The sequence below is a fragment of the Bacillus sp. LR--39 genome (assembly GCF_053613335.1).
In genome coordinates, this window is sequence record NZ_JBSIOT010000001.1 from 1,908,189 (window position 1) to 1,930,372 (window position 22,184).

20 protein-coding genes are annotated in these 22,184 nt (G+C 48.0%); 8 read left to right on the top strand and 12 right to left on the bottom strand.

The window, feature by feature from the left end; genetic code table 11:
- Positions 1–139: 139 nt before the first annotated feature.
- A complete protein-coding gene (locus ACWHAR_RS09150; protein WP_003155199.1) occupies positions 140–535 on the top strand; it encodes a hypothetical protein in 396 nt (131 codons plus the stop codon).
- A 48-nt stretch (positions 536–583) separates the two neighbouring features.
- On the opposite strand, the gene ACWHAR_RS09155 is transcribed toward ACWHAR_RS09150, so the two are convergent.
- The 4 genes from ACWHAR_RS09155 to ACWHAR_RS09170 form a co-directional block, all read right to left on the bottom strand.
- Positions 584–2,125 carry a fatty acid--CoA ligase family protein gene (locus ACWHAR_RS09155; protein WP_032874361.1) on the bottom strand — a complete coding sequence of 514 codons (1,542 nt, stop codon included), beginning with the start codon at positions 2,123–2,125 and terminating at the stop codon, positions 584–586.
- Positions 2,126–2,256: 131 nt separating this feature from the next.
- Positions 2,257–2,901, bottom strand: a complete 645-nt coding sequence (locus ACWHAR_RS09160; protein ID WP_032874359.1) for an SDR family oxidoreductase — start codon at positions 2,899–2,901, stop codon at positions 2,257–2,259.
- 80 nt (positions 2,902–2,981) lie between these two features.
- Positions 2,982–3,977: a lipoate--protein ligase LplJ gene (lplJ, locus tag ACWHAR_RS09165; RefSeq protein ID WP_007409204.1), complete on the bottom strand. Its 996-nt coding sequence runs from the start codon at positions 3,975–3,977 to the stop codon at positions 2,982–2,984.
- A gap of 12 nt (positions 3,978–3,989) precedes the next feature.
- Complete coding sequence (locus ACWHAR_RS09170; protein WP_032874357.1) at positions 3,990–4,724, bottom strand: MBL fold metallo-hydrolase; 735 nt, start codon at positions 4,722–4,724, stop codon at positions 3,990–3,992.
- Positions 4,725–4,893: 169 nt separating this feature from the next.
- Between ACWHAR_RS09170 and yhfH the strand changes: the two genes are divergently transcribed.
- On the top strand, positions 4,894–5,016 hold the full coding sequence (yhfH, locus tag ACWHAR_RS09175) for a protein YhfH (RefSeq protein ID WP_370465857.1): 123 nt from the start codon (positions 4,894–4,896) through the stop codon (positions 5,014–5,016).
- Positions 5,017–5,249: 233 nt separating this feature from the next.
- Positions 5,250–6,539 carry a cation:dicarboxylate symporter family transporter gene (locus tag ACWHAR_RS09180; RefSeq protein ID WP_003155211.1) on the top strand — a complete coding sequence of 430 codons (1,290 nt, stop codon included), beginning with the start codon at positions 5,250–5,252 and terminating at the stop codon, positions 6,537–6,539.
- Positions 6,540–6,579: 40 nt separating this feature from the next.
- Here the strand turns inward: ACWHAR_RS09180 and ACWHAR_RS09185 are convergent, their stop codons facing one another.
- The gene (locus tag ACWHAR_RS09185; RefSeq protein ID WP_228549691.1) at positions 6,580–7,611 is read right to left on the bottom strand and encodes a M42 family metallopeptidase; all 1,032 of its coding nucleotides are present in this window, start codon (positions 7,609–7,611) and stop codon (positions 6,580–6,582) included.
- Between the two features lie 131 nt (positions 7,612–7,742).
- Here ACWHAR_RS09185 and ACWHAR_RS09190 point away from each other — a divergent pair, with 131 nt between their 5' ends.
- Entirely contained in the window at positions 7,743–7,961 is a 219-nt protein-coding gene (locus ACWHAR_RS09190) for a hypothetical protein (RefSeq protein WP_032874353.1), read from the top strand.
- Between the two features lie 136 nt (positions 7,962–8,097).
- Entirely contained in the window at positions 8,098–9,075 is a 978-nt protein-coding gene (fabHB, locus tag ACWHAR_RS09195; RefSeq protein WP_003155217.1) for a beta-ketoacyl-ACP synthase III FabHB, read from the top strand.
- Positions 9,076–9,136: 61 nt separating this feature from the next.
- Here the strand turns inward: fabHB and ACWHAR_RS09200 are convergent, their stop codons facing one another.
- The 6 genes from ACWHAR_RS09200 to ACWHAR_RS09225 all read right to left on the bottom strand — a co-directional run bounded on the left by ACWHAR_RS09200 (position 9,137) and on the right by ACWHAR_RS09225 (position 18,064).
- The gene (locus ACWHAR_RS09200; RefSeq protein WP_014304734.1) at positions 9,137–11,470 is read right to left on the bottom strand and encodes a YhgE/Pip domain-containing protein; all 2,334 of its coding nucleotides are present in this window, start codon (positions 11,468–11,470) and stop codon (positions 9,137–9,139) included.
- Between the two features lie 74 nt (positions 11,471–11,544).
- Complete coding sequence (locus ACWHAR_RS09205; RefSeq protein ID WP_032874350.1) at positions 11,545–12,117, bottom strand: TetR/AcrR family transcriptional regulator; 573 nt, start codon at positions 12,115–12,117, stop codon at positions 11,545–11,547.
- A gap of 148 nt (positions 12,118–12,265) precedes the next feature.
- Complete coding sequence (gene hemY / locus ACWHAR_RS09210; RefSeq protein WP_003155220.1) at positions 12,266–13,699, bottom strand: protoporphyrinogen oxidase; 1,434 nt, start codon at positions 13,697–13,699, stop codon at positions 12,266–12,268.
- 27 nt (positions 13,700–13,726) lie between these two features.
- Complete coding sequence (gene hemH / locus ACWHAR_RS09215) at positions 13,727–14,662, bottom strand: ferrochelatase (RefSeq protein ID WP_003155221.1); 936 nt, start codon at positions 14,660–14,662, stop codon at positions 13,727–13,729.
- 75 nt (positions 14,663–14,737) lie between these two features.
- On the bottom strand, positions 14,738–15,799 hold the full coding sequence (gene hemE / locus ACWHAR_RS09220) for a uroporphyrinogen decarboxylase (RefSeq protein WP_032875175.1): 1,062 nt from the start codon (positions 15,797–15,799) through the stop codon (positions 14,738–14,740).
- A gap of 123 nt (positions 15,800–15,922) precedes the next feature.
- On the bottom strand, positions 15,923–18,064 hold the full coding sequence (locus ACWHAR_RS09225; protein WP_032874348.1) for a transglycosylase domain-containing protein: 2,142 nt from the start codon (positions 18,062–18,064) through the stop codon (positions 15,923–15,925).
- A gap of 122 nt (positions 18,065–18,186) precedes the next feature.
- Here ACWHAR_RS09225 and hmoB point away from each other — a divergent pair, with 122 nt between their 5' ends.
- From hmoB to ACWHAR_RS09240, 3 genes are all read left to right on the top strand, one after another.
- The gene (hmoB, locus tag ACWHAR_RS09230; RefSeq protein WP_003155224.1) at positions 18,187–18,687 is read left to right on the top strand and encodes a heme-degrading oxygenase HmoB; all 501 of its coding nucleotides are present in this window, start codon (positions 18,187–18,189) and stop codon (positions 18,685–18,687) included.
- 118 nt (positions 18,688–18,805) lie between these two features.
- Positions 18,806–20,191 carry a membrane protein gene (locus ACWHAR_RS09235; protein WP_032874345.1) on the top strand — a complete coding sequence of 462 codons (1,386 nt, stop codon included), beginning with the start codon at positions 18,806–18,808 and terminating at the stop codon, positions 20,189–20,191.
- 68 nt (positions 20,192–20,259) lie between these two features.
- A complete protein-coding gene (locus ACWHAR_RS09240; protein ID WP_032874343.1) occupies positions 20,260–21,447 on the top strand; it encodes a M20 family metallopeptidase in 1,188 nt (395 codons plus the stop codon).
- Between the two features lie 22 nt (positions 21,448–21,469).
- Here the strand turns inward: ACWHAR_RS09240 and ACWHAR_RS09245 are convergent, their stop codons facing one another.
- On the bottom strand, positions 21,470–22,174 hold the full coding sequence (locus tag ACWHAR_RS09245) for an EcsC family protein (RefSeq protein ID WP_032874340.1): 705 nt from the start codon (positions 22,172–22,174) through the stop codon (positions 21,470–21,472).
- Positions 22,175–22,184 lie beyond the last annotated feature (10 nt).

The window sequence follows — 22,184 nt, forward strand, 5'->3', positions numbered from 1 at the left end:
TAGCCTTATGACTTACTCCTATTGTAAGCATAAATGCAAATAAATAGAACCAAGCCTCCGAAACGGATGTTAATCTTTTCACAACAGAAAAGAATGGAACAACAGGAAGCGGGAAAGACTAAAAGACGGAGTGATGAATATGAAAAAAATAATCGCGTTTATTGTAGTAATCGCCCTTTTGGTTATTGCTTTCTTCTATGTATACAGCCGGACCGGCGATGTGTTTCCATCAAGCAACGCAGATCTGATTATTCTGTCTGAGCACGGAAAAAAAGAAATCAAAATTAAAGACAGGCAGAATGTAAAAGATATGCTCGATATCTTGAACCAAGGAAAACAAGTCAAACTGACCAAAAGCGTATCTCCCGATTACGACGGAACGGTCAAATACCATGAAGACCGTTTTGATTCATTCAGCATGTGGCTCGAAAGCGGCAATTATATGATGTACAAGTATAAAAACACGTATTACAAACTGACCCGGCATGATACGAAGCTTGTGCAAAGCATCATTAAGGAAGAATCGCAGAGCTGACCGGATCAGCATGTAAAAGCGAAGCCCCCCGGCTTCGCTTTTCGTCCGTCATTTCGGAAGCATGTCCCGGACCGCCCGTCTCAGCAGCTTCCCGGTCGCGTTCTTCGGAATCTCATCAAGAAAAACCACTTCCGCCGGCCGTTTATATTTTGCCAAATGTGTTTCACAGTAATCAAAAACCGCCTGCTCTGTCAGCTCACCGTCCCCAGGCACTATATAAGCATGCACCGCTTCCCCCGTTTTGGCGTCAGGAACGCCGATGACCACGGCTTCTTTAATGCCCTCATGGCTGTAGAGCACTTCTTCTACTTCGCGCGGATAGACGTTGTATCCGCCGACGAGAATCATATCTTTTTTTCTGTCGACGATATAAAAATAACCGTCTTCATCGCGCTTCGCCAAATCACCCGTGTACAGCCAGCCGTCTTTCAGCGCGTGCTCCGTCTCCTCGGGCATCTTGTAATAGCCTTTCATTACATTCGGCCCTTTCACGATCAATTCTCCCACTTGATGGTCGGGCAATTCGCGTCCGAGTGTATCGACGACTTTATTTTCGACATGTAAAATATTCGTCCCGATCGAGCCGGGCTTTCTCCCCCGGTCAAACGGATTAAAACAAGTAACCGGCGACGCTTCAGAAAGTCCGTACCCCTCCAGAATGGTGACGTCAAAGGTTTGTTCAAACGTCTGCAACAGAGCGACCGGCATGGAGGCCCCGCCTGAAATGCACAGTCTGACGGACGCAAAATCCTCCGCCTTGCCGTGCTCGTATTGATACAGATAGTTATACATCGTCGGTACGCCGGCAAAAATGGTTGCCTGACGGCTTTTAATCAGTTTAAACACAGAAGCCGGGCTGAATTGCGACTCGATTAAGACACACGCTCCGCTCATCAGAGGCGCATTCATACAAACGGTTAAACAAAAAACGTGAAACATCGGCAATGCCGCCACAATTTTGTCTTTCTCATTCATTCCTAAGTATCCGGCGACATCATTTGCATTGGAGAAAAGATTCTGATGGGTGAGCATGGCGCCTTTCGGTTTTCCGGTCGTCCCTGAGGTGTATAAAATGACGGCAGTATCATCTTTGGACAATGTCGGATAAGTTCTGCTGCGCTCCGCCGGGCGGAGCATTTTTGCAAACGTTGTCATTTTTAAGCGCAATTGAGGGTCTTCTGTCGATGGAGCGTTCTCTGCTGTCTGGCTGATAATGATATGCTCCAGCAGCGGCAGCGAGCCGTGCAGGCTTTCAAATACGGGAATTAAAAGGTCGATGCCGGCGATCGCTTTGACATCGCCGTTTTTCAACATGTATGCGATTTCTGAAGGTGTATATGCCGGATTAACAGGTATGACGACAATTCCCGCTTTTAACGCGCCGAAAAACGCAATAACAAAATCAGGCGTATTTCCGAGCAGCAGCGCGAGATGATCCCCTTTTTTCAGTCCCCTGTCCTCCAAGCCGTTTGCAAATGCTTTGATTTTACCTGCCAGCTCCTCATACGTCATGTACTGATCTTGAAACAGACAAGCTGGTTTTTCCGGTTTCTGCGATGCCGTTTCTTCCAATTTGGAAACCAGATTCATTTTCCCACCCCTTTAAAAAAGTAATGAATGAATAGTCATTCATTTATCCGGAATAAACGTTCACTTTTATTATAGAAAAATATAGAAAAACACTCAAGGGCAAAAAGCCCCGAGTGCCGTAAAACCGGAAACTATAATTGTTTCAGCGCTTCACTGACCGGCGTGCTGCCCGCTGTCAGATCGAACGCTTTTTCATACGTATTCGGTTCATCAAGGGATGCGATAACGGTCTTGGCGACATCGTCTCTTGAAATGGAGCCTCTTTCTAAATCGGCCGCGGCTTTGATATTTCCCGTGCCGGGATCATTTAATAACCCGCCCGGCCGGATAATCGTATACGTCAGACCGCTCGCTTCAAGAATTTTATCCGCATAATGCTTTGCGGCATAATACGGCTTCAGCGCTTCATTCCAATTGCCGCGGTTATGAGCCTGCAGGGCGCTTACCATAATGAACCGCTTGATGCCGGCTTTCTTTGCCGCTTCTATCGCTTTCGCCGCTCCGTCAAGATCAATCAAAAGCGTCTTATCGTATCCGGTGCTTCCCCCTGATCCGGCGGTAAACACAATCGCGTCACAGCCTTCAGCGGCTTTCGCGATGTCTTCTGTGCTTCCTTCCAAATCTGCAAGAACGGCTTCTGTTCCCGCGGCTTGAAGCGCTTCTTTCTGCTCTTGTTTCCGGACCATCGCCCGCAGCGTATGCGTGCCGTCTTTTTGAAAAAGCCCGGTCAGCCGCTGTCCGATCTGTCCGTTTGCTCCGATGAGAAATACTTTCATCATGATCCCTCCCCATTCATTATGGTTCTATCATTTCACAAAAACGGGCGCTGATTCAAATCATGCGTTCGGCAAATGTTCTAATAAATCAGCTCGAGGAAATCTTCCAGCTCTATTTTGCCGAAATACTGTTTCAGATCGATTCCGGCCAGCGCCTCCTTGATAGCGGTTCTGTCATACTGTTTTCCGGTCAGCGCCTGTTCGACTTCACTCACATCTTTCGCACCGAAGAAATCACCGAAAATTTTGCAGTCCTGAATGATTCCTTTTTTCACTTCAAGACGCAGATCAATCGATCCGACCGGATAACGTTTCGAATGCTGAAGATTAAATGCGGGCGACCTGCCGAAATTCCAGTCCCAGTTTTGATAGCGCTCTTCGGAAATCTTCCGGATCGCTTTCCAGTCTTCATCGGTCAGTTTATATTCCGGCACTTCGGAAAGATCATTTGTATTAAAAATATGGTGAAGCAGATGCTTTTTGAATTCGTCCGCCGTCATTTTGTCATCAAGAAACTCGCTGATGTTGGCGACACGGCTTCTGATTGACTTAATGCCTTTTGATTCGATTTTGTCTTTTTTCACTTTCAAGGCTGACACAACATGATCAATGGCGGAATCCAGCATTAATGTTCCGTGGCTGAAAATACGCCCTTTCGTCGAAAATTGAGCGTTGCCGGAAATTTTTCTGCCGTCCGCGACGATGTCGTTTCGGCCGCTTAATTCAGCTTCTACACCGAGCTGGCGCAGCGCCTGAATAACGGGTTCGGTGAATTTTTTAAAATTGTGAAAGCTGTCGCCGTCATCCTTGGTGATAAAACTGAAATTCAGATTCCCGAGGTCATGGTAAACCGCACCGCCTCCTGACAGCCTGCGGACGACGATAATTCCGTTATCTTCTACGTATTTCGTATTGATTTCTTCTATTGTGTTTTGGTTCTTCCCGATGATAATCGACGGCTGATTGACATAAAACAGCAGGTAAGTCTGTTCAGGGTCGAGATGCTTCACGCAATATTCCTCGATCGCGAGGTTGATCCTCGGATCGGTTATGTTTTGGTTGTCGATAAATAACATGGTGCTCCTCCTTTATTTCTCCCACTTCAATCCGGAAGCGGCGATTGTCACTTCGCCCCCGAACACGGATTCCGCTTCTTCTTTCAGCTTCCGGTGCTCGCCGAAATGAGGCAGATGCGTGAGAATCAGCTCCCCCGCTCCGGCCTCCTTCGCGATACGTCCGGCTTCCAAACTGTTCATATGGCCGGCTGACGTGCCGTCCTGGTCTGCGTAAAAATTGCACTCGCAGATCAGCAGATCGGCATTTTCCGCAAACGGGATAAACGCGTCCTGGTAGCTTGAATCAGCCGTATACACAACAGAAGCTGAACCGTCAGTAATCCGCATCGCATAACAAGTGACCGGATGCACCGTTTTCAGAAAGGTAATGGTGAACGGCCCTGCAGAAAGCGGGCGGTCCGGCTGATAGGCCACTCCCTTTGTATGCGTTTTATATGTAAGACGCTCAAACTGTTCTATATCAGCATCATGCCCGTAAATCGGCAGTGCATGCGTCCCTTTTCCGAGAAAGGAGCCGACCTGTTTGGCAAATTGAAGCGGCCCGATATCAGCGATATGATCATGGTGATAATGGGACAAAATGACGGCATCAAGCTCTTCTGCCGGAACATAGGCAAATAGCTTTGATAATACGGCGCTTCCGCAATCGACGAGCAGAGAATAGCCGCCGGACTGAAACAGATAGCCTGAAGTTGCTTCGTTTGCGGCCGGATATCCGCCGCAGCATCCAATGACTGTAACTTTCATATAATCCTCCGAATGTTTATGATAAAAAGATCCTTTCCTCCAATATACCTATTTTTCGTACAAATTGCATGTTTTAAACATTGTGCCAAAACAGCCGTTGATTTTCCAAAACTGTTATAATACAATGTAGAGACAAAATAATGAAAGAGGGATGGGTATGTTGGAAAAGATGTCGGATTTTTTCAGAAATTTACCCGGTAAGAAATGCGAAGAATGCGGAAATGAGATTGTTGAGCAGTATGAGTGTCACATTAATCTGTGCAATGACTGCTTGAAAATTAAGGATATGTGACAATAGGGCGCCGCACAATTCTAAGTTGTGCGGCGCCCGTTTTTTCGGCCGTCATCATACTTTCTGAATAGGGCGTTATTCACCATTATTAGCAATTATCTGTACGTTTTAAAAGATTCAGTATTTTCAATCTATATTTTTCTATAGACGGATTGTTTTCTTTTCTATTATAATTTGTTCTAATAGCTATCTTTTTAGATACTTATTGCACTTTTTTCTTCGGGAGGTAATCTATGAAAAAATTACGCTTTGGACTAGCGACGCAAATCTTCGTCGGACTCATACTAGGGGTTGTAGTCGGTGTCATCTGGTACGGCAATCCCGCCATTCCAACATATTTACAGCCTATCGGCGATTTGTTTTTACGCTTAATCAAAATGATAGTGATTCCAATTGTCGTCTCCAGCTTAATCATCGGCGTTGCCGGTGCGGGAAGCGGAAAACAAGTCGGAAAATTAGGCTTCAAAACGATTTTGTATTTTGAGATCATTACCACTTTTGCCATTATTCTCGGGCTGGCTTTGGCGAATCTGTTTCATCCGGGAACAGGCGTTAATATACATGAAGCTCAAAAGACAGATATCAGTCAATATGTTGAAACAGAAAAAGAACAAAATAACAAATCTATCGCAGACACATTCCTGCATATCGTACCGACAAACTTCTTCCAATCATTAGCCGAAGGAGATCTGCTTGCCATCATCTGCTTTACCGTGCTGTTTGCACTCGGCATCTCGGCAATCGGTGAAAAAGGAAAGCCTGTCTTGGCCTTCTTTGAAGGTGTTTCTCATGCGATGTTCCATGTTGTGAACCTCGTCATGAAAGTTGCGCCGTTTGGTGTTTTTGCATTGATTGGTGTTACCGTTTCCAAATTTGGGCTCAGTTCCCTGCTTTCACTCGGTAAACTGGTCGGTTTAGTATATGTAGCTTTGGCTTTCTTTCTCATTGTTGTATTCGGAATCGTCGGAAAGCTTGCCGGAGTAAACATTTTCAAATTCCTCGCCTATATGAAGGATGAAATTTTATTAGCGTTCAGTACGTCAAGCTCCGAAACCGTACTCCCCCGCGTTATGGAAAAAATGGAGAAAATCGGCTGTCCGAAAGGTATTGTTTCCTTTGTTGTGCCGATCGGATATACCTTTAACTTAGACGGATCTGTGCTGTACCAATCAATCGCCGCTTTATTCCTCGCTCAGGTATACCACATTGACTTGTCCATTTGGCAGCAGATTACCCTTGTGCTTGTCTTGATGGTCACTTCCAAAGGAATGGCTGCCGTGCCCGGGACTTCTTTCGTCGTCCTGCTTGCGACATTAGGCGCATTCAACATTCCTGCAGAAGGCCTTGCATTCATCGCCGGTGTTGACCGGATTATGGACATGGCCCGTACGGTCGTCAATCTGACCGGAAACGCGCTGGCATCCGTTGTGATGTCAAAATGGGAAGGCCAGTATGATCCCGTTAAAGGCGCGAAGGTCATGAGCCTCGCCAAAACAGAACAAAACACAACCATCTCAGGTTAAAATGAAAACCCTGCACGGAATGATTTCCGCGCAGGGTTTTTTATGCCATCGGCGATAGAACGTACCGGTGCAAAAGCTTCGCCGTATTAAGAAGCGATAACTCATGCGTGCGTTCAAAAGCGTGTGAAGCGTCAATTCCCGGGCCGATCAGCCCGTGAACGATGTCATGGCCCGAACGGATGGCTGCTGAGGCATCAGAACCGTAATACGGATAAATATCAAGCTGGTAATCAATGCCATAGCGCTCCGCAAGCCCGGCCAGATGTTTTCTGAGCTGATAATGGTACGGGCCGCTCGCATCCTTCACGCAAATGGAGACGGTATATTCATCCGTAGACTGGCCGTCGCCGATCGCTCCCATATCAACAGCCAAGTATTCGACGGTCTCAGGAGGAATGTTGGAATTGCCGCCGTAGCCGATTTCTTCATTATTAGAAATCAGAAAATGCGTCGTATACGGAAGTTCGATTTTCTCTTCCGTGATGCGGCGGATTAAATTCAAGAGCAGAGCCACGCTCGCTTTGTCATCAAGATGCCTAGACTTAATAAAGCCGCTCGGCGTAATCTGCACACGCGGGTCAAATGAGATGAAATCGCCGACCCTGATGCCGAGATCAGACGTCTCTTCCTTCGTCCGGACAGGCTCATCAAGGCGGACTTCCATATTCTCCTGATTCCGCTCTGCCTTGCCGGCGTCCTTGTAGACGTGCACTGAAGTCTGATGCATTAAGATGGTGCCTGTATAGGTTTTGCCGGAAGAAGTTTGGATCTCGCAATATTCCCCTTCAATCGAGTTATATCGGAAGCCGCCGATCAAGTCAATCTTCAGCCGGCCGTCCGCCTTTATCTCCTTTACCATCGCGCCGAGCGTATCGACATGCGCCGTCAGCAATCTGTGTTTCTTGTCATCACGGCCGGGAATTGTGACAAAAAGACCGCCTTTGCGGCTTCTGTAAGAGGAGACGCCCCATTCTTTTAAAAGACTTTCTGTATAGGCGATAACCTCGTATGTATTACCCGTCGGACTCGGAATCGACACCAATTCTTTAATCAGTTCCATCGTATGTTTCATATTTTCCACAGGTCATTCCTCCTATCAATTTTATTCTTCTTAAAATATACTCTTTTGATCCACAACCCGTCCAATCTTTTCCTTCTCTTTTTTCATAGAATGAAGGGAGCATGAGCATAGGAGGGAAATGTATGATCAGCCGTAAACCGCACAAGCGGAAAAGATTTCATAATGATTGGTTTGAGGATTGGTTTGAGGATGATTGGTCTGGTGCAGCCTTCTGGGGCTGTAAAAAAGAAAAAGATCACTGTAAAAAGAAAAAAGAAGACCCTTGTAAAAAGAAGAAAGACAAAAAGAAGAAAGACAAAAAGAAGCATCATCATTCATGCTGCCGCTGCCGTCATTGGTAATCGTTCACACAAGCCCGTTTTACAAATAGATTCTCATGCTCCCCAAACAGCGGATGCTGCTTGGGTTTTTTTATTAAAATTAGTACCAAGTAATAATATCAGGTGTTATAATCTGATATAAAGGAGTGATTTTTTCATGTCAAAATCTAAAATTACAGCAATCGGTACATATGCTCCGGCACGCCGATTAACAAACGCGGATTTGGAGCGCATCGTCGATACATCTGATGAATGGATCGTCCAGCGCACCGGTATGAAGGAAAGACGCATTGCCGGCGAACATGAATTCACATCGGATTTGTGTGTGGAAGCGGTGAAAAACCTTGCAGAACGATACAGCGGAACTCTTGATGATGTCGATATGATCCTTGTCGCCACAACGACGGCGGACTATGCGTTTCCAAGCACCGCGGCACGCGTGCAGGCTTACTTCGGCTGGCCGCACACAGGGGCGCTTGATATTAACGCCACATGCGCCGGACTCACTTACGGCCTTCAGCTCGCAGACGCATTAATTACTGCCGGTTCCCATCAAAAAGTGATTGTCATTGCCGGTGAAACATTATCAAAGGTAACAGATTATACTGACCGGACGACCTGCGTTCTTTTCGGAGACGCTGCAGGCGCCCTATTGGTGGAACGCGATGAATCAGCGCCGGGCTTTTTGGCAGCCGTGCAAGGAACAGCGGGAGGAAGTGCGGACGTGCTGTATCGCACGGGACTGAGCGCAGAATTAAACGGCGAGCCGCTTAAAGGCGGAGGAAACATGGTGCAAAACGGGCGCGAAGTATATAAATGGGCGGCCAGAACCGTGCCTGAGGAATGCAATGCCCTTTTAGAAAAAGCCGGCTTTTCAAAAGACGATCTGGATTGGTTCGTTCCTCACAGCGCCAACATGCGGATGATCGAATCCATCTGCGAAAAACTGCCCTTCCCGCTTGAACGGACATTGACAAGCGTTGAATATTACGGCAACACCTCATCGGTTTCTATTATTCTCGCTTTGGATGAAGCTGTGAAAGCAAAAAAACTGTCGGAAGGCCAGACGCTGGTATTATTCGGGTTCGGCGGCGGATTGACGTATACCGGACTGTTGGTGAGATGGGGATTTTAATGGTACGACGATCGAAATCTAAAAAAAGAGGCCCTGAGCATCTGCTCAGAGCCTCTTTTTCTTATGCTGTTATTTCTTCTTCCGTTTTGTGTTCTTTTTTGCTTTGCACCGTAAAATACACGATGGTCAGCGCGATCATGACAACGGCGATGCCCAACAGAATGGATGCCTGCTGCCACATATAGCCGTAATCGCCATTTGAAATGACGGCGCGGAACCCGTTGATGCTGTAAGTCATCGGCAGTGCCCCGTGAATCACTTGATAGAATCCCGGCAGGAGTTCAAGCGGGAAGGTTCCTCCGCTTGCCCCGAGCTGGAGCACCAGAATGATGACAGCGATAAAGCGTCCCGGATTTCCCATCGTTGTCGCCAATAATTGAATCATGGACAGGAACGCGATGCTGGTAATCATCGTAAAGAGATAGAATCTCCAAGTGCTCTCCACATCAAGCCCGATTCCTTTTAACAGAACCGTGGCGACAATAACGGATTGAATCAGTCCGACGAGCAGAATGACGCTGAATTTGCTGAGGAACCATTCAAAACCGTTTCTCGGACGCCCTGAAGCTTCACTCAGAGGGAATACGACCGTCAGCATCAATCCGCCGACATACAAGCCCATAGAGAGAATATAAGGCGTCAGTCCGGTACCGTAGTTAGGCACGGAATGAATCGCGTTATCGTCCGTTTTTACCGGATCGGCAAACATGCTGTACGTTTTGTCATCTGTCTTAATATCCCCGGTTTGATCAGCCGCATCTTTCAGCTGGCTGGACAATTGTCCGGTGCCGTCTAAAAGCTTGCTTAAACCGGTGCCGAGAGACGCTTGACCCTGCTCAATTTTGGACGAGCCATCATGGATTTTGTTTTGCGCGTCCAGCAGTTTCGTTAAGCCGCCAGACACCTGGCCGCTCCCTGACACTAACGCTTCTGATCCTGATTTGAGCTGTCCGAACTTGCTGTTGTATTCGCCGATACCGGCCGTCAATTTGTTTTGGCTTTCAAAGACGGTCTGCGCTCCGCTGTACAATTTATCAGTTCCGGCCGTCAGCTGGTTAATCGCGTCTTGTACCGCCGCCGCGCCGTTATACAGTTTCGATGTGGACTGAGGCAGTGCTTTCAGCTGATCAGCCTTCGCTTTTACATCTGCCAGCGCGCTTTTTATGACTGACATATCCGGAAGCTGGATATCTCCGCCGGACGGAAGCTGGCTGACGATATTGTCTAAATCCGGAAGGTCGGCCTTCGGAAGCTTCTCATTCAGAAGCTGAACAAGTTTCGCTTTTTGCTCATCCGTTAAGAAATCACTGTCCTTAATCACCTTTTTGACCGCGTCATCCCGGGCATCCAGGCTGTTTTTCAGATCAGAAAGCTTTTTCTTAAACTGCTGCAATTCCTTTTCAGTCTGCTCAAGCTCGCCAACCGCTTTTTCAATATCTGAGAGGTTGACTGAATTGATCGCATCTTCAAATGCCGCCGCTTTTTGCGACACTTCCTGCGCCTTGCTGTTTAACGCGCTTAATCCATTCGTTAAATCCGGAAGCTTTTGCTGGAGCTGCTTTTGTGCGTCAAGGCTCGTTTTCAGCCCGCTGGCCACTTGGCCTCCTCCTGAAGCAATCTGTCCTGATTTATCTTGAATTTCGGCGCTTGCGCTCTGAAGTTTTGCGATAGAGCTGTCAAGCGTTTGAATTCCGCTTGTCACTTTCGCCGCTCCGTCTGCAAGCTGCTGCGTTTTATCGCCGATGGTGGCGGTGCTTTCAGTAAGCTTCGCTAAATTTTCCTTCAGCTTGGCGCTGCCGTCTTTCGCGTTTTTCGTGCCGTCGTCTATTTTCTTGGCGCCGCTGCTGGCTTTGCCGAGTCCTTTGGCAATATCTTTAAAATTGTCAAAAATGACTTTTGCGTATTGCTCCGTCACTTCTTTCGACACGGAGGCTTTCAGCTTGTCGATCGCCTTTTCGCCGATTGTCGCGCCGACATAGTTTGATCCGGCATTCGTATGATATTTCAGATCCAGCTTCTTCGGATTTTTATCCATTACCGTGCTGGCGTTTTTAGAAAAATCTTCAGGAATCTCGACCAATAAATAATATTTAGCATTTAATAAGTCCTTTAACGATTGATCAAGATCGTTTGAAAAATGCCAATCAAAATTATCATTTTTCTTTAACTCTTTCACAAGATCGTCACCGATCTGAAGATGTTTCCCTTCGTAGTCCGCCCCTTTATCCTGGTTGACAACGACAACCGGCAGCTGATCCACCGTGCCGTACGGGTCCCAGTACGCCTTCAAAAACACTCCGCTGTAGATCAGCGGAACGAATAATATGGCAATGATGGGGATTAACAGTTTCTTGTTCGTTACAATGTCTTTCCACTGGCTTTTTATTGTATTCAACCCTGTTGCCTCCTTCCGCAAACTGACTCATTTGACAAAACGGTCACGGCACCTAAAAAGTGAAGGATCATCTATTATTTAGATAATCCTTGACCAACATACATTTCCAGCAATTCGGCGATCGTCTCTTTTTCAAGAGGCGGATGGTTTTTTTCCCAGTCAAATATCAGCGCGATGTAGAGCTTGAGCATCACAAAAGCGGTCAGTTCCGGATCACACGGTTTAATGCTTCCGTTTTCAATGGCTGTTTCTATCTTTTCTTTAATGTATGACAGAATGGCCCGCTCCATTTTCGCAATGACATCCTGAACGGCTATTGTACCAATCTCAGCGTTCTCCTGAAAAATTTTAATAGTCAGCTGGTGTGTTTTTCTGAATTCCAAAATCGCGATAAGCGCCCGGTGAACATTTTCGTGAAATGAAAGCTCCGGTTTCATCGCTTCGTCTGCGTGTTCCTTCATTTCTCTTAAAATAGTGGTGAAAATATCATCAAACAGTTCTTCTTTGTTTTTGAAAAACGTGTAGATGGTTCCCTTCCCCACATTTGCAAGCTTTGCCACCAGATCCATTGTCGTTGCTTTGTAGCCGAATTGTGTAAAAGACTTCGTTGCCGCTTCCAGAATGAGCTTTTTCCGATCGACGGACATGTTTCCCACCTCGTTAAATTGACCGTTTGAACGTTTTAGTCATTTTGTACATAAGATAACTTATCACAGTCGCAGAGAAGATTCAAATGTTTTTTCTCTTTATTGGTGTTCCCTTTACAGAACGGGAACATGCAAAAAAACCTCCGTTTTACGATAACGGAGGCTGGTACGTTTCAAATAAATAAGCCAGTGAATCATATACGGCGGCTTTTCCCTGGTCGATACAGTCGGGGATGCCCACCCCTTCGAAAGACGCGCCCGTCGCGTATACGCCCGGATAGGAAGCTTTCAGCGCATCTCTGAACTCTTTGATGCGCTCCTTATGGCCGACATGGTATTGCGGCATGCTTTCGTTCCAGCGGGTCACACAGGTCATTTCCGGTTCGCCATTTATTTTCATTACTTTTTTCAAATCTTCCATTACGATTTTAATGATCTCGTTATCTGAAAGATCTACGATGGATTCATCTCCGGCCTTTCCGACGTACGCCCTGAGAAGCGTTTTGCCCTCCGGCGCCGCGTGCGGCCATTTTTTATTCGTCCATGTGCAGGCCGTGATGGAGAAATCACTGTTTCTTGAGATAACGAATCCCGTACCTTCATGCTCCATCTTGACGGCTCCCTCAGGAAAACCTAAGGCGACGTTGGCAACGGACGTAGAATGCATGTCTTTGAGACATGAAACCGCCGGCAGATCAGAAAGCATTTTCGCCGCGGCTTTATGCGGGGCTGTCACTATGCATCCTTCCGCATAGAGCACTTTGCCGTTATCAAGCGTCACTGAATATCCTTTCTCCTCGCGGCCGATATGGGTGACTTTCGTTCCTTTCATCACCTTTGTCAGCGTAAGCTGCTTTTCCAGCTCCTCCACCAACGTTTGAAGCCCTGTCGTCAGTGTTAAAAACTGGCCCTGCTTTTTGGCCGTCAGCTGCTGTCCCGAAGGCTGCGGACGTGATTTTTTCATACCGAGAATCAGGCTTCTGTGCTTTTGCTCAGTCTGATAGAATTGCGGAAACGTGGACATGAGGCTCAGCTTATCAATATCTCCGGCATAAATCCCTGATAATAGCGGTTCTATTAAATTCTCAACGACTTCGTCACCGACGCGTCTGCGGAAAAATTCACCCAGAGACTGATCTTCCTTCGGTTTGCTCGCAGGCAGGACAAAGTCAAGCGCCGCCCGCGCTTTTCCGGGAACAGAAAATAAACCGGTGGAGATGAACGGAGCGATTTTGGTCGGAATGCCCATCACCGCGCCCTTCGGCATCGGATGAAGCGTCTCATTGACGAGCACGTAAGACTGGCCGGTCGCATTGTTGACGAGCAGATGCTCAAGCCCCAAATCCTTAACGAGCTGCGGCGCGCTTTTTTTCCTTTCCAAAAAAGAATCCGGCCCCCGCTCAATGATGTAGCCGTCTTTATGCGCCGTCTGAATTTTGCCGCCCGCTCTCGGTCCCGCTTCGATCAGGGTGACCTCAAGCGGCAGCTGTTTTTCCTTGATTTCTTTTTCCATGTAGAAGGCGGCGGCTAATCCCGTTATGCCGCCGCCGATGATGACCAGATGTTTTTTATCGCCACTCATTTTTATCGCCTTCTTTACCGTTTAATTCTACTTGTCCAGCTCTTTCAGCACGACCGCTGCAAGCGCGTCGATAAATTCAGGCTGTGCGTTCGGCATGGCCGGACGATAGTAGCTTGCGCCGACTTCTTCGGTCACAGCTTTGCATTCATAATCATTATCGTAAAGCACCTCTAAATGATCGGCAACGAAGCCTGCGGGCACGTATACAAATGCTTTATAAGGATGCTTTTGATACAGCTCGCGCGTGAGATCCTGCACATCCGGCCCGAGCCACGGATCAGGGGTGTTCCCTTCGCTTTGCCAGCCGACTGCGTAATCGGTAATTCCGGCGCCTTCGGCAATCAGTTTTGCGGATTCCTCCAGCTGGTCAGGATACGGATCGCCGTATTCTTTAATTTTTTCAGGAAGGCTGTGCGCTGAGACGATCAGCATCGCGTCATCCCGTTCTTCTTTCGGCATTGATTCATACGTTTTCTTCACCTGGCCGACCCAATAATCAACGAATTTCGGTTCATCATACCAGCTTTCAACAGACTTGATGGTCAAGCCGCCGAGCTTCTCCGCTTCTTCTTTCGCGCGTTTGTTGTATGACTGGACGCTGAATGTTGAAAAATGAGGGGCGAGCACAAGGCTGACAGCTTCTGTAATGCCGTCTTTATGCATGTCCGCCACCGCGTCTTCAATAAACGGTTCAATATGTTTTAATCCGATGTACACTTTGAATGTTACGTCGTCCTGGATTTCATTTAAACGCTGTGCGAGCTTCTCCGCCTGCTCCTGCGTAATTTTTGCCAGCGGCGAAATGCCTCCGATCGCTTCATATCTGTCTTTTAAGTCTTGAAGCATGTGCGGCTCAGGCTTTCTTCCGCGTCTGATATGTGTATAATAACGTTCTATGTCTTCTTCTTTGTAAGGCGTTCCGTAAGCCATGACGAGAAGTCCCATTTTCTTTTTGCTGCTCATTTAGTTAAACACCTCTTTTGATGGTCTGTCTACCTTGATTTTGACAGGAAAATCTTCTTATAACCAACGATCTGCTCAGGAAGATTGTTCCGTTTTTTGGGCCGCGGAGTATTCATGTACAAACGCCGTCAGCTTTTTCAGCGTTGCCGGATTGACATCAGGGAATACGCCGTGCCCTAAATTGAAAATAAACCCGTCCGTTTTCATGCCTTGATCAAGTATCGCTTTCGCTTTTTTCTCGATGACTTCCCAAGGCGCAAGAAGAAGCGACGGATCAAGATTGCCCTGAACCGTTTTTGTAATGCCTTGTTTTCTGGCGTCATCTATGCCGAGTCTCCAATCAAGACCGACGACATCAAGAGGAAGGTCATGCCAATCCCCGGCCAGGTGGCTTGCGCCTACGCCGAACATGATCAGCGGGACTTGCTCTGCTGAAAGCTCCCGGAATATTCTGTCCATCACCGGTTTTATAAACTGCCGGTAATCTTCGCGGTTCAGCGCGCCGACCCATGAATCAAAAATCTGAATGGCTTTTGCGCCGGCATTAATCTGCGCTTTTACATAAACGATAATCATGTCCGCCAGCTTGTCCATCAGCATTTGCCACGCTTGCGGCATACTGTGCATAAACGCTTTTGTTTTGTTGTAATTTTTAGAAGGTCCGCCTTCAATCATATAACTGGCCAGCGTAAAAGGCGCTCCCGAAAAACCGATGAGCGGAACATTCAGCTGTTCGTTTACGAGTAATCGGATCGTTTCCAGCACATAAGGAACATCCTGTTCGGGATTCAGTTCGCCGAGCTTTTCAATATCCGCAGCAGAGCGCACCGGCTGATCGATCACCGGGCCGATTCCGTTTTTTATTTCAACATCCACTCCGATATAAGGAAGAGGCGTCATAATATCTTTATATAAAATGGCAGCGTCCACTCCGTACTGCTCGACCGGGAGCCTCGTCACATACGCGCACAGCTCGGGCTGATGCGTAATTTCGACTAAGCCGTACTTTTCTTTCAGCTTGCGGTATTCCGGCTGAGACCTCCCCGCCTGTCTCATGTACCAGACAGGGACGTGATTTGTTTTTTCTCCCCGTGCCGCTTTTAAAAACGTATCATTAAACGCTTCTCGTTTACTCATCTGAATTTCCACCTTTCCTCCTGCAACCATACGTTCGTGTTCTTCGCCCATTACACTATACCTTGTTTTTTCTGAATGGTATAGAATTGAGGCTTAATGTTCAAAAAATCGCCGAATTCATGATTAAGAAGAAAAAAGCTTCGGCTGAACGTATTCCGTTCCCTCTCCTTCTTGATTCGTCTGTGAATTATATGGAACGACTTTGTATGAAGCCCCTGAAAACAGATTGGCGTACGGTATGTCAAAGTTGCCTTTTCCTTTCACCGAATCCAGAAGCTTGTCTTTTCCGTCTTTCTTCTCATATATTCGGTAAACAACCCGATCATCCTTTTGAATATCCCATTTTAATTGAACCGTAATCAGTCCCATCGCCTTAAATGTATAACGGGCCGACAGGGATTTTACCGCCTCCAGCTCAATCGGGCTGCCCAGTTCCTTCACATTTTCAGGCTTTTTGAATGTCCGGCCGTTTTCACCCGCTTTTGTGACGATATCTTTAAAGAGTCTGACCGGGTATTGGCTGCCGCCTTTCAGGTAATGGGTTTTATCCGTTTTGTCATAGCCCATCCAGACGGCTCCCGTCAGTCCGGGAGTGTATCCCGCAAACCAGGCGTCCTTTGTGGCGCCGGGGATGCCGGTAAATGTGGTCGTGCCGGTTTTCCCCGCCAGGTCGCCTTGATAGCTGCCTTGTGAAGCGGTTCCTTCTTTTACGACCTGCTGTAGCATTCTCGTCATATTCCATGCCGTCTGTCCGCTGAAGACGCGCGTTTTGCCGTTTTTTGGCCCGGATAACGTTTCTCCGTCTTCGTCCGTGATGTTCTCTATAAAAAATGGCTTTGTATACATTCCGTTTGCCGCAAAGGTATGATAAGCTCCGGCAAGCTGAAGCGGAGTGACGCCTTCAGACAGACCGCCCAGCGCAATCGCGAGTCCGTTGTCAGAAATGTTCATGCCGTTTTTCTCAAGATACGATTTTCCCGTATCCACGCCGATCTGCTTCAATGTCCAGACAGCGGGCGCATTTATGCTGTAAGTGATCGCATCCTGCATCGTCACTTCCCCCTTGTACTGTCCGTCATAATTTTTCGGTTCATACCCGTCGTAGGACGTCAGTTTGTCTTGGAGAAGCGAATACGGTTTGAACTTGTCTTCCTGCATGGCGGGCCCGTATACGGCAATCGGCTTAAACGTTGAGCCCGGCTGCCGCTTCGCCGTAACCCTGTTGTATCCTTTTGCCACATAGTCGCGCCCGCCGACCGCCGCGCGCACGCCTCCGGTTTTATTATCAATAAAGACGGCGCTTCCCTCTGCCGCCTGATCCGTCCCCGGAAAATAGCCGCTTTCCTTCATGAGGGTATATGCCGCTTTCTGCAGCTTGGAATCAAGTGACGTCCGGATCGTATAGCCGCCTTGAAGCAGCTGTTCTCCTGACATCGAATAACGGTCTTCCGCCTCCTTGATGACAAGATCGATATAACTGTCAAACCAAGGCGTTTCTGATGTTTTCTTGACATTAAGCCCCAATGTCCGGCCCTGGGCTCTGACGGCTTCCTTGGCGCTGATATAGCCTTGATCGTTCATCATTGCAAGAATCGTATCGCGGCGTTCTTTATTTTTATCCGGATGCTGAATCGGCGAATAGAGAGATGGCGCCTTCGGGATCGCTGCCAGAACGGCTCCTTCTGCAACGGTTAAATCTTTTACTTCTTTATTAAAGTAGTAGTGGGACGCGGCTTGAATGCCGTAAACGCCATGGCCGAAATAAAGCTGGTTCAGGTACATTTCAAGCAGCTTGTCCTTGCTGTAATCACGCTCAAGATTGATGGCGATAATGACTTCCTTCGTCTTGCGCAAAAATGTTTTATCATGAGTCAGAAAAATGTTTTTCGCCAGCTGCTGGGTGATCGTGCTTCCGCCCTCCACCTTGCCGCCTGCTAAAACATCCCGGAACACCGCCCGGCCGACAGACTTCACATCAATGCCGTGATGTTCGTAAAACCGTTTATCTTCAACGGCGATAAAGGCATCTCTCACATCTTCCGGAACCTGCTGAATGGATACCGGCTCGCGATTTTCCGTATAGAGGCTCGCGATTTCATCACCGTTTTGATCGACGATTTTTGAAGATGCGTGCAGTATTAATTTCTTTTCATCGATGACATAATGGCCGAGAAATATAATGATAATGTATCCGATTAACGCGAGAAAAGCGGTTGCCGCCGCAATTACAGCCGGAATAAAGAATCTTTTTTTCTTTTTCAGCATAAGTCACCTCGCCTTTCTTAACTTGTAGTATGGGAAATATTGTTTCGAATTATGTCAGAATGAGTCGCCAATAGAAACTTATACCACTCTTTTGATATACTAGCAAGCAGGAGGTGGCTGATATGAAGGTTTATATTACATATGGGACAGCCGATTTTTTAAAGACGATTGCCAAGAAACACCCGAGTGAGAATATGGTGCTGATGCAAGGGGAGGATAATGCGGTTTTAATTCATGAAACAAATGGAGAAACCGTTTTTCAGGCGCCCCATTCCTATGAAAGCATCGACAGCGTCGGGGAAATCAAAAATCCGGGCTACGCCGTCCTCAACAACATCGCCGTTACCCAGGAAGGCCGTCCGCTGTTTGAAAACCGGTTTAAAAACCGCGCCGGCAAAGTGGAAAATGAACCCGGTTTTAAAGCCATCCGCGTATTAAGACCGCTCGAAGGCGATACGTATGTCATTTTGACCCTGTGGGAAGAGGAAAAAGCCTTTCAGGATTGGCAGCAGTCAAACTCTTATCAGGAAGCTCATAAAAAACGCGGAACATCTGCCGGCATCGACACGACGTCTATTTTTTCCCGTCCGTCTTATGTAACCGCTTATTACGCAATAGACTAAAAAACCGCCGGAGATTCTCCGGCTTTTTTGATGTCCCGATTTTACGCATCCTTCTTTGCACCTTCCGCCCGCCTATGAATACCCTGTAGCAATCCTATTTATAAACGGAGTGGTTCAATTGGGGATCGGCGTCTACTCGGTACATCTGCTTTATGTTGCTTTTATCGCGGCCATTATCGTTTTTATGCTTCTCAGAAAAGATACAACCTTTATTTCACTCGCCGGCATTTTTGTGATTGCGCTATGGACGACGCATTCATTCTCCGCTTCGGTCAGCAGCCTGTTTCACAGCTTTACGTATGCCGCCGGAGAATTGCTGCCGACGATTTTTATCATTTGTTTTATCGTGGCGATGAGCGGCCTTTTGACCGAAACCGGTATTAATGAAGCGATGATTTCTCCGTTTGCAAAGCTGATGAAAGGGCCGGCTGTCGCGTATTGGGTTATCGGCTGTCTGATGTTTGCCATCTCTCTTTTTTTCTGGCCGTCACCCGGGGTGGCGCTGATCGGCGCTGTGCTGCTTCCCGCAGCGATCCGGGCGGGCCTTTCTCCGATCGCCGCGGCTATGGCGATGAACCTGTTCGGCCACGGATTCGCTTTATCGGGCGATTACGTCATTCAGGCGGCCCCGAAATTAACGGCCGACGCCGCGGGCATTCCCGTGAGCGATGTCATGCAGGCAAGTATTCCGCTCGTTTTGATCATGGGGTTAACGACGACAATCACCGCTTTCTTCCTCATCATGCGGGATCGAAAAAAAACGAAGGCCCCCCTCTCCTTGGACAGCTCCGGTTCTTTGGACACAAGTATGTATCTGCCGAAAAAACTCAGGGTGATCCTGGCGGTTTTCATTCCGCTTGTTTTTCTCGCCGATATTATCTGCATGATCGTATACCGCCTCCAAGGAAACGATGCGACGGCACTCGTCGGAGGAACCGCGATCGGCATTCTCCTGATCATTCATTTCATTGTATATAAAGAGCGGCATTTAGAAAAGATCACCGAGTATTTTATCGGCGGTTTTCAATTCGGATTTAAAGTATTCGGCCCCGTCATTCCGATCGCGGCCTTCTTTTATCTCGGTGACGCGGGGTTTAAAAATATTTTGAACACCCCGCTGCCGAAAGGGTCTGCGGGGATCGTCAATGACCTCGGACTGGCCCTGTCCCATTCTTTTCCGATGTCCGGAGAATTCGCCGGCATCGCCCTGGCCGCAGTCGGTGCGATTACCGGGCTCGACGGGTCTGGGTTTTCCGGTATATCTCTTGCAGGCTCGATGGCAAAGCTGTTTTCCGCCGCGCTTCATACGGACCCGTCCGTTTTAACGGCGCTGGGCCAGATTTCAGCGATCTGGGTCGGGGGCGGAACATTGGTCCCTTGGGCACTGATCCCCGCTGCGGCTATTTGTAAAGTTGACCCGTTTGAGCTTGCCAGAAAAAACTTTATCCCGGTTGCGGCCGGGCTAGTCGTCACAACGATCGCCGCCATCATCATTCTCCCGTAGCAAAAGGATTGAAATCTTCTGACATTTTCTATACAATCATGGGAAAAGCAGACGAGGGGGCATCGCTTTTGACGTTAACGACACTTCAAAAAAGCTTAAACGCTCAGCTTGACGGGCTGTATGAGGAAATGGTTGAAATCAGGCGTCACTTTCACATGAATCCCGAGCCATCCTTTAAGGAGAAAAAAACACCGGCGTTCATCGCCTCATTTTATGAAAAGCTAGGCGTTCCCATCCGGACGAATGTCGGGGGCAACGGTGTCACAGCCTATATTGAAGGGAGTGAACCGGGACCGGTCGTGGCACTCAGAGCTGATTTTGACGCTTTGCCGATACAGGATGAAAAAGATGTGCCCTATGCTTCACAAATTCCCGGCGTCATGCACGCCTGCGGGCACGACGGCCATACGGCGGCTCTGCTCGCGGTCGGAAAAGTGCTGTACCGCAACCGGGAAAAACTGAAAGGGTCATTTGTGATGATCCATCAGCACGCCGAGGAATTATCTCCCGGCGGAGCAAAAGCAATGATTGAGGATGGCTGCCTCGAGCATGTCGATGCCATTTTCGGCACACACCTATGGGCGACTGAACCCGTCGGAACGGTCTTATGCCGCCCGGGCGCAGTGATGGCCGCCGCTGACGGCTTTACGATTAAAGTCATCGGCAAAGGCGGTCACGGCGCGATTCCTCACGATACGAAGGACGCCGTTTTAATCGGCTCACAAATCGTCACGGCTCTTCAGCATATCGTCAGCCGGCGGGTAAATCCGGTGCAGCCGGCCGTCATCTCAGCCGGCTCGTTCATCGCTGAAAATCCGTTTAATGCGATTGCCGATCAGGCAGTCATATCAGGCACCGTCCGCTCGTTTGACGAAAGTGTGCGCAGCCTGCTCGAAGCAGAAATAGAAGCCGTCGTAAAAGGAATCTGTTCCATGCACTCCGCTTCCTATGAATATCGTTTCAAACGCGGCTATCCCGCCGTCGTCAATCATCCTGAGGAAGCGGCGCACGCTGCGGCAGCCGCAGCGGAAACAGAGGGCGTCACGAAAGTCGTTGAAGGAGAGCCGCAGATGGCCGGAGAGGATTTTTCCTATTATCTGCAGCATACAAAAGGCGCTTTTTTCTTTACGGGCGCCGCTTTAGAAAATGCGGAAACCATTTATCCTCATCATCATCCGAAATTTGATTTTAATGAAAAAGCGATGCTGACGGCCGCCAAGGTGCTTATCGGCGCCGCGGTGAGCTACCCCCGATAGGGCATAAAAAACAGCCGGTACATTACGTACCGGCTGCTGTGATTCTTAAATGAAAAACGTGTCTTGCCGTCTCACCGAGCTGTGACAGCAGTTTATAATTGGCCGCTCCGCCCACGGCGGCTCCGACAACCGGCAAAAGCTGAAACAACTTCACCACGTCCAGATAATCGCGGTATTCCTGCTGAAGAACTCTCCAATCGACATCATGCTTTTTCGAATCCCATTGTTCAATCATTGAGTATATGCGTTTCCGCTGTTCACCGCTTGAGAAAGCCAGCTGAAAAATAAACAGCAAAAACAATCGCTCATCCCTGTCTTTCACATCATAGCCGTAAATGGAGGCAAGATCGAACAGACATTTCATTTTAATGGATAGCAGCAAAGGAAAATCAGCCATCCCTAAAAAAATTCCGCCGGCCCCCGTACCGATACCTTCGGCTGCCGCGACCTTTTGGTACGATACGATGGTTTGTCTGGCGAGGGCATCTTTTTCAGCAAGCGTCATACCGTTTGTATCCCGCTTGCTTTTCACCAGATTTGAACCCGCCATTGTTGCTTCGGTCATTTTTTTTATGCTTTCTGTGATAACGGCATGAATTTTATCGGGAATCCGCTCATTTATTTTCGCCTGCATTCCTTTAGAAAAACGTTCAAGCATAGAATCTTTGCGCAAAAAACGCGCTTTCCATTGCAGTGCTTCCTGTATCAGCTGCTGATCGTCGGTCATCTGTGTCTCC

Excerpts from the sequence above, each read along its gene's own strand:
- ACWHAR_RS09185 (WP_228549691.1), bottom strand. The coding sequence starts at position 7,611 with ATGAAACATACGATGGAACTGATTAAAGAATTGGTGTCGATTCCGAGT.
- yhfH (WP_370465857.1), top strand. The coding sequence starts at position 4,894 with ATGTCGGATTTTTTCAGAAATTTACCCGGTAAGAAATGCGAAGAATGC.
- ACWHAR_RS09155 (WP_032874361.1), bottom strand. The coding sequence starts at position 2,125 with ATGAATCTGGTTTCCAAATTGGAAGAAACGGCATCGCAGAAACCGGAA.
- ACWHAR_RS09160 (WP_032874359.1), bottom strand. The coding sequence starts at position 2,901 with ATGAAAGTATTTCTCATCGGAGCAAACGGACAGATCGGACAGCGGCTG.
- ACWHAR_RS09205 (WP_032874350.1), bottom strand. The coding sequence starts at position 12,117 with ATGTCCGTCGATCGGAAAAAGCTCATTCTGGAAGCGGCAACGAAGTCT.
- hemE (WP_032875175.1), bottom strand. The coding sequence starts at position 15,799 with ATGAGTAAACGAGAAGCGTTTAATGATACGTTTTTAAAAGCGGCACGG.
- ACWHAR_RS09180 (WP_003155211.1), top strand. The coding sequence starts at position 5,250 with ATGAAAAAATTACGCTTTGGACTAGCGACGCAAATCTTCGTCGGACTC.
- hmoB (WP_003155224.1), top strand. The coding sequence starts at position 18,187 with ATGAAGGTTTATATTACATATGGGACAGCCGATTTTTTAAAGACGATT.
- fabHB (WP_003155217.1), top strand. The coding sequence starts at position 8,098 with ATGTCAAAATCTAAAATTACAGCAATCGGTACATATGCTCCGGCACGC.
- hemY (WP_003155220.1), bottom strand. The coding sequence starts at position 13,699 with ATGAGTGGCGATAAAAAACATCTGGTCATCATCGGCGGCGGCATAACG.
- ACWHAR_RS09170 (WP_032874357.1), bottom strand. The coding sequence starts at position 4,724 with ATGAAAGTTACAGTCATTGGATGCTGCGGCGGATATCCGGCCGCAAAC.
- ACWHAR_RS09150 (WP_003155199.1), top strand. The coding sequence starts at position 140 with ATGAAAAAAATAATCGCGTTTATTGTAGTAATCGCCCTTTTGGTTATT.
- lplJ (WP_007409204.1), bottom strand. The coding sequence starts at position 3,977 with ATGTTATTTATCGACAACCAAAACATAACCGATCCGAGGATCAACCTC.
- ACWHAR_RS09225 (WP_032874348.1), bottom strand. The coding sequence starts at position 18,064 with ATGCTGAAAAAGAAAAAAAGATTCTTTATTCCGGCTGTAATTGCGGCG.
- ACWHAR_RS09245 (WP_032874340.1), bottom strand. The coding sequence starts at position 22,174 with ATGACCGACGATCAGCAGCTGATACAGGAAGCACTGCAATGGAAAGCG.
- hemH (WP_003155221.1), bottom strand. The coding sequence starts at position 14,662 with ATGAGCAGCAAAAAGAAAATGGGACTTCTCGTCATGGCTTACGGAACG.
- ACWHAR_RS09190 (WP_032874353.1), top strand. The coding sequence starts at position 7,743 with ATGATCAGCCGTAAACCGCACAAGCGGAAAAGATTTCATAATGATTGG.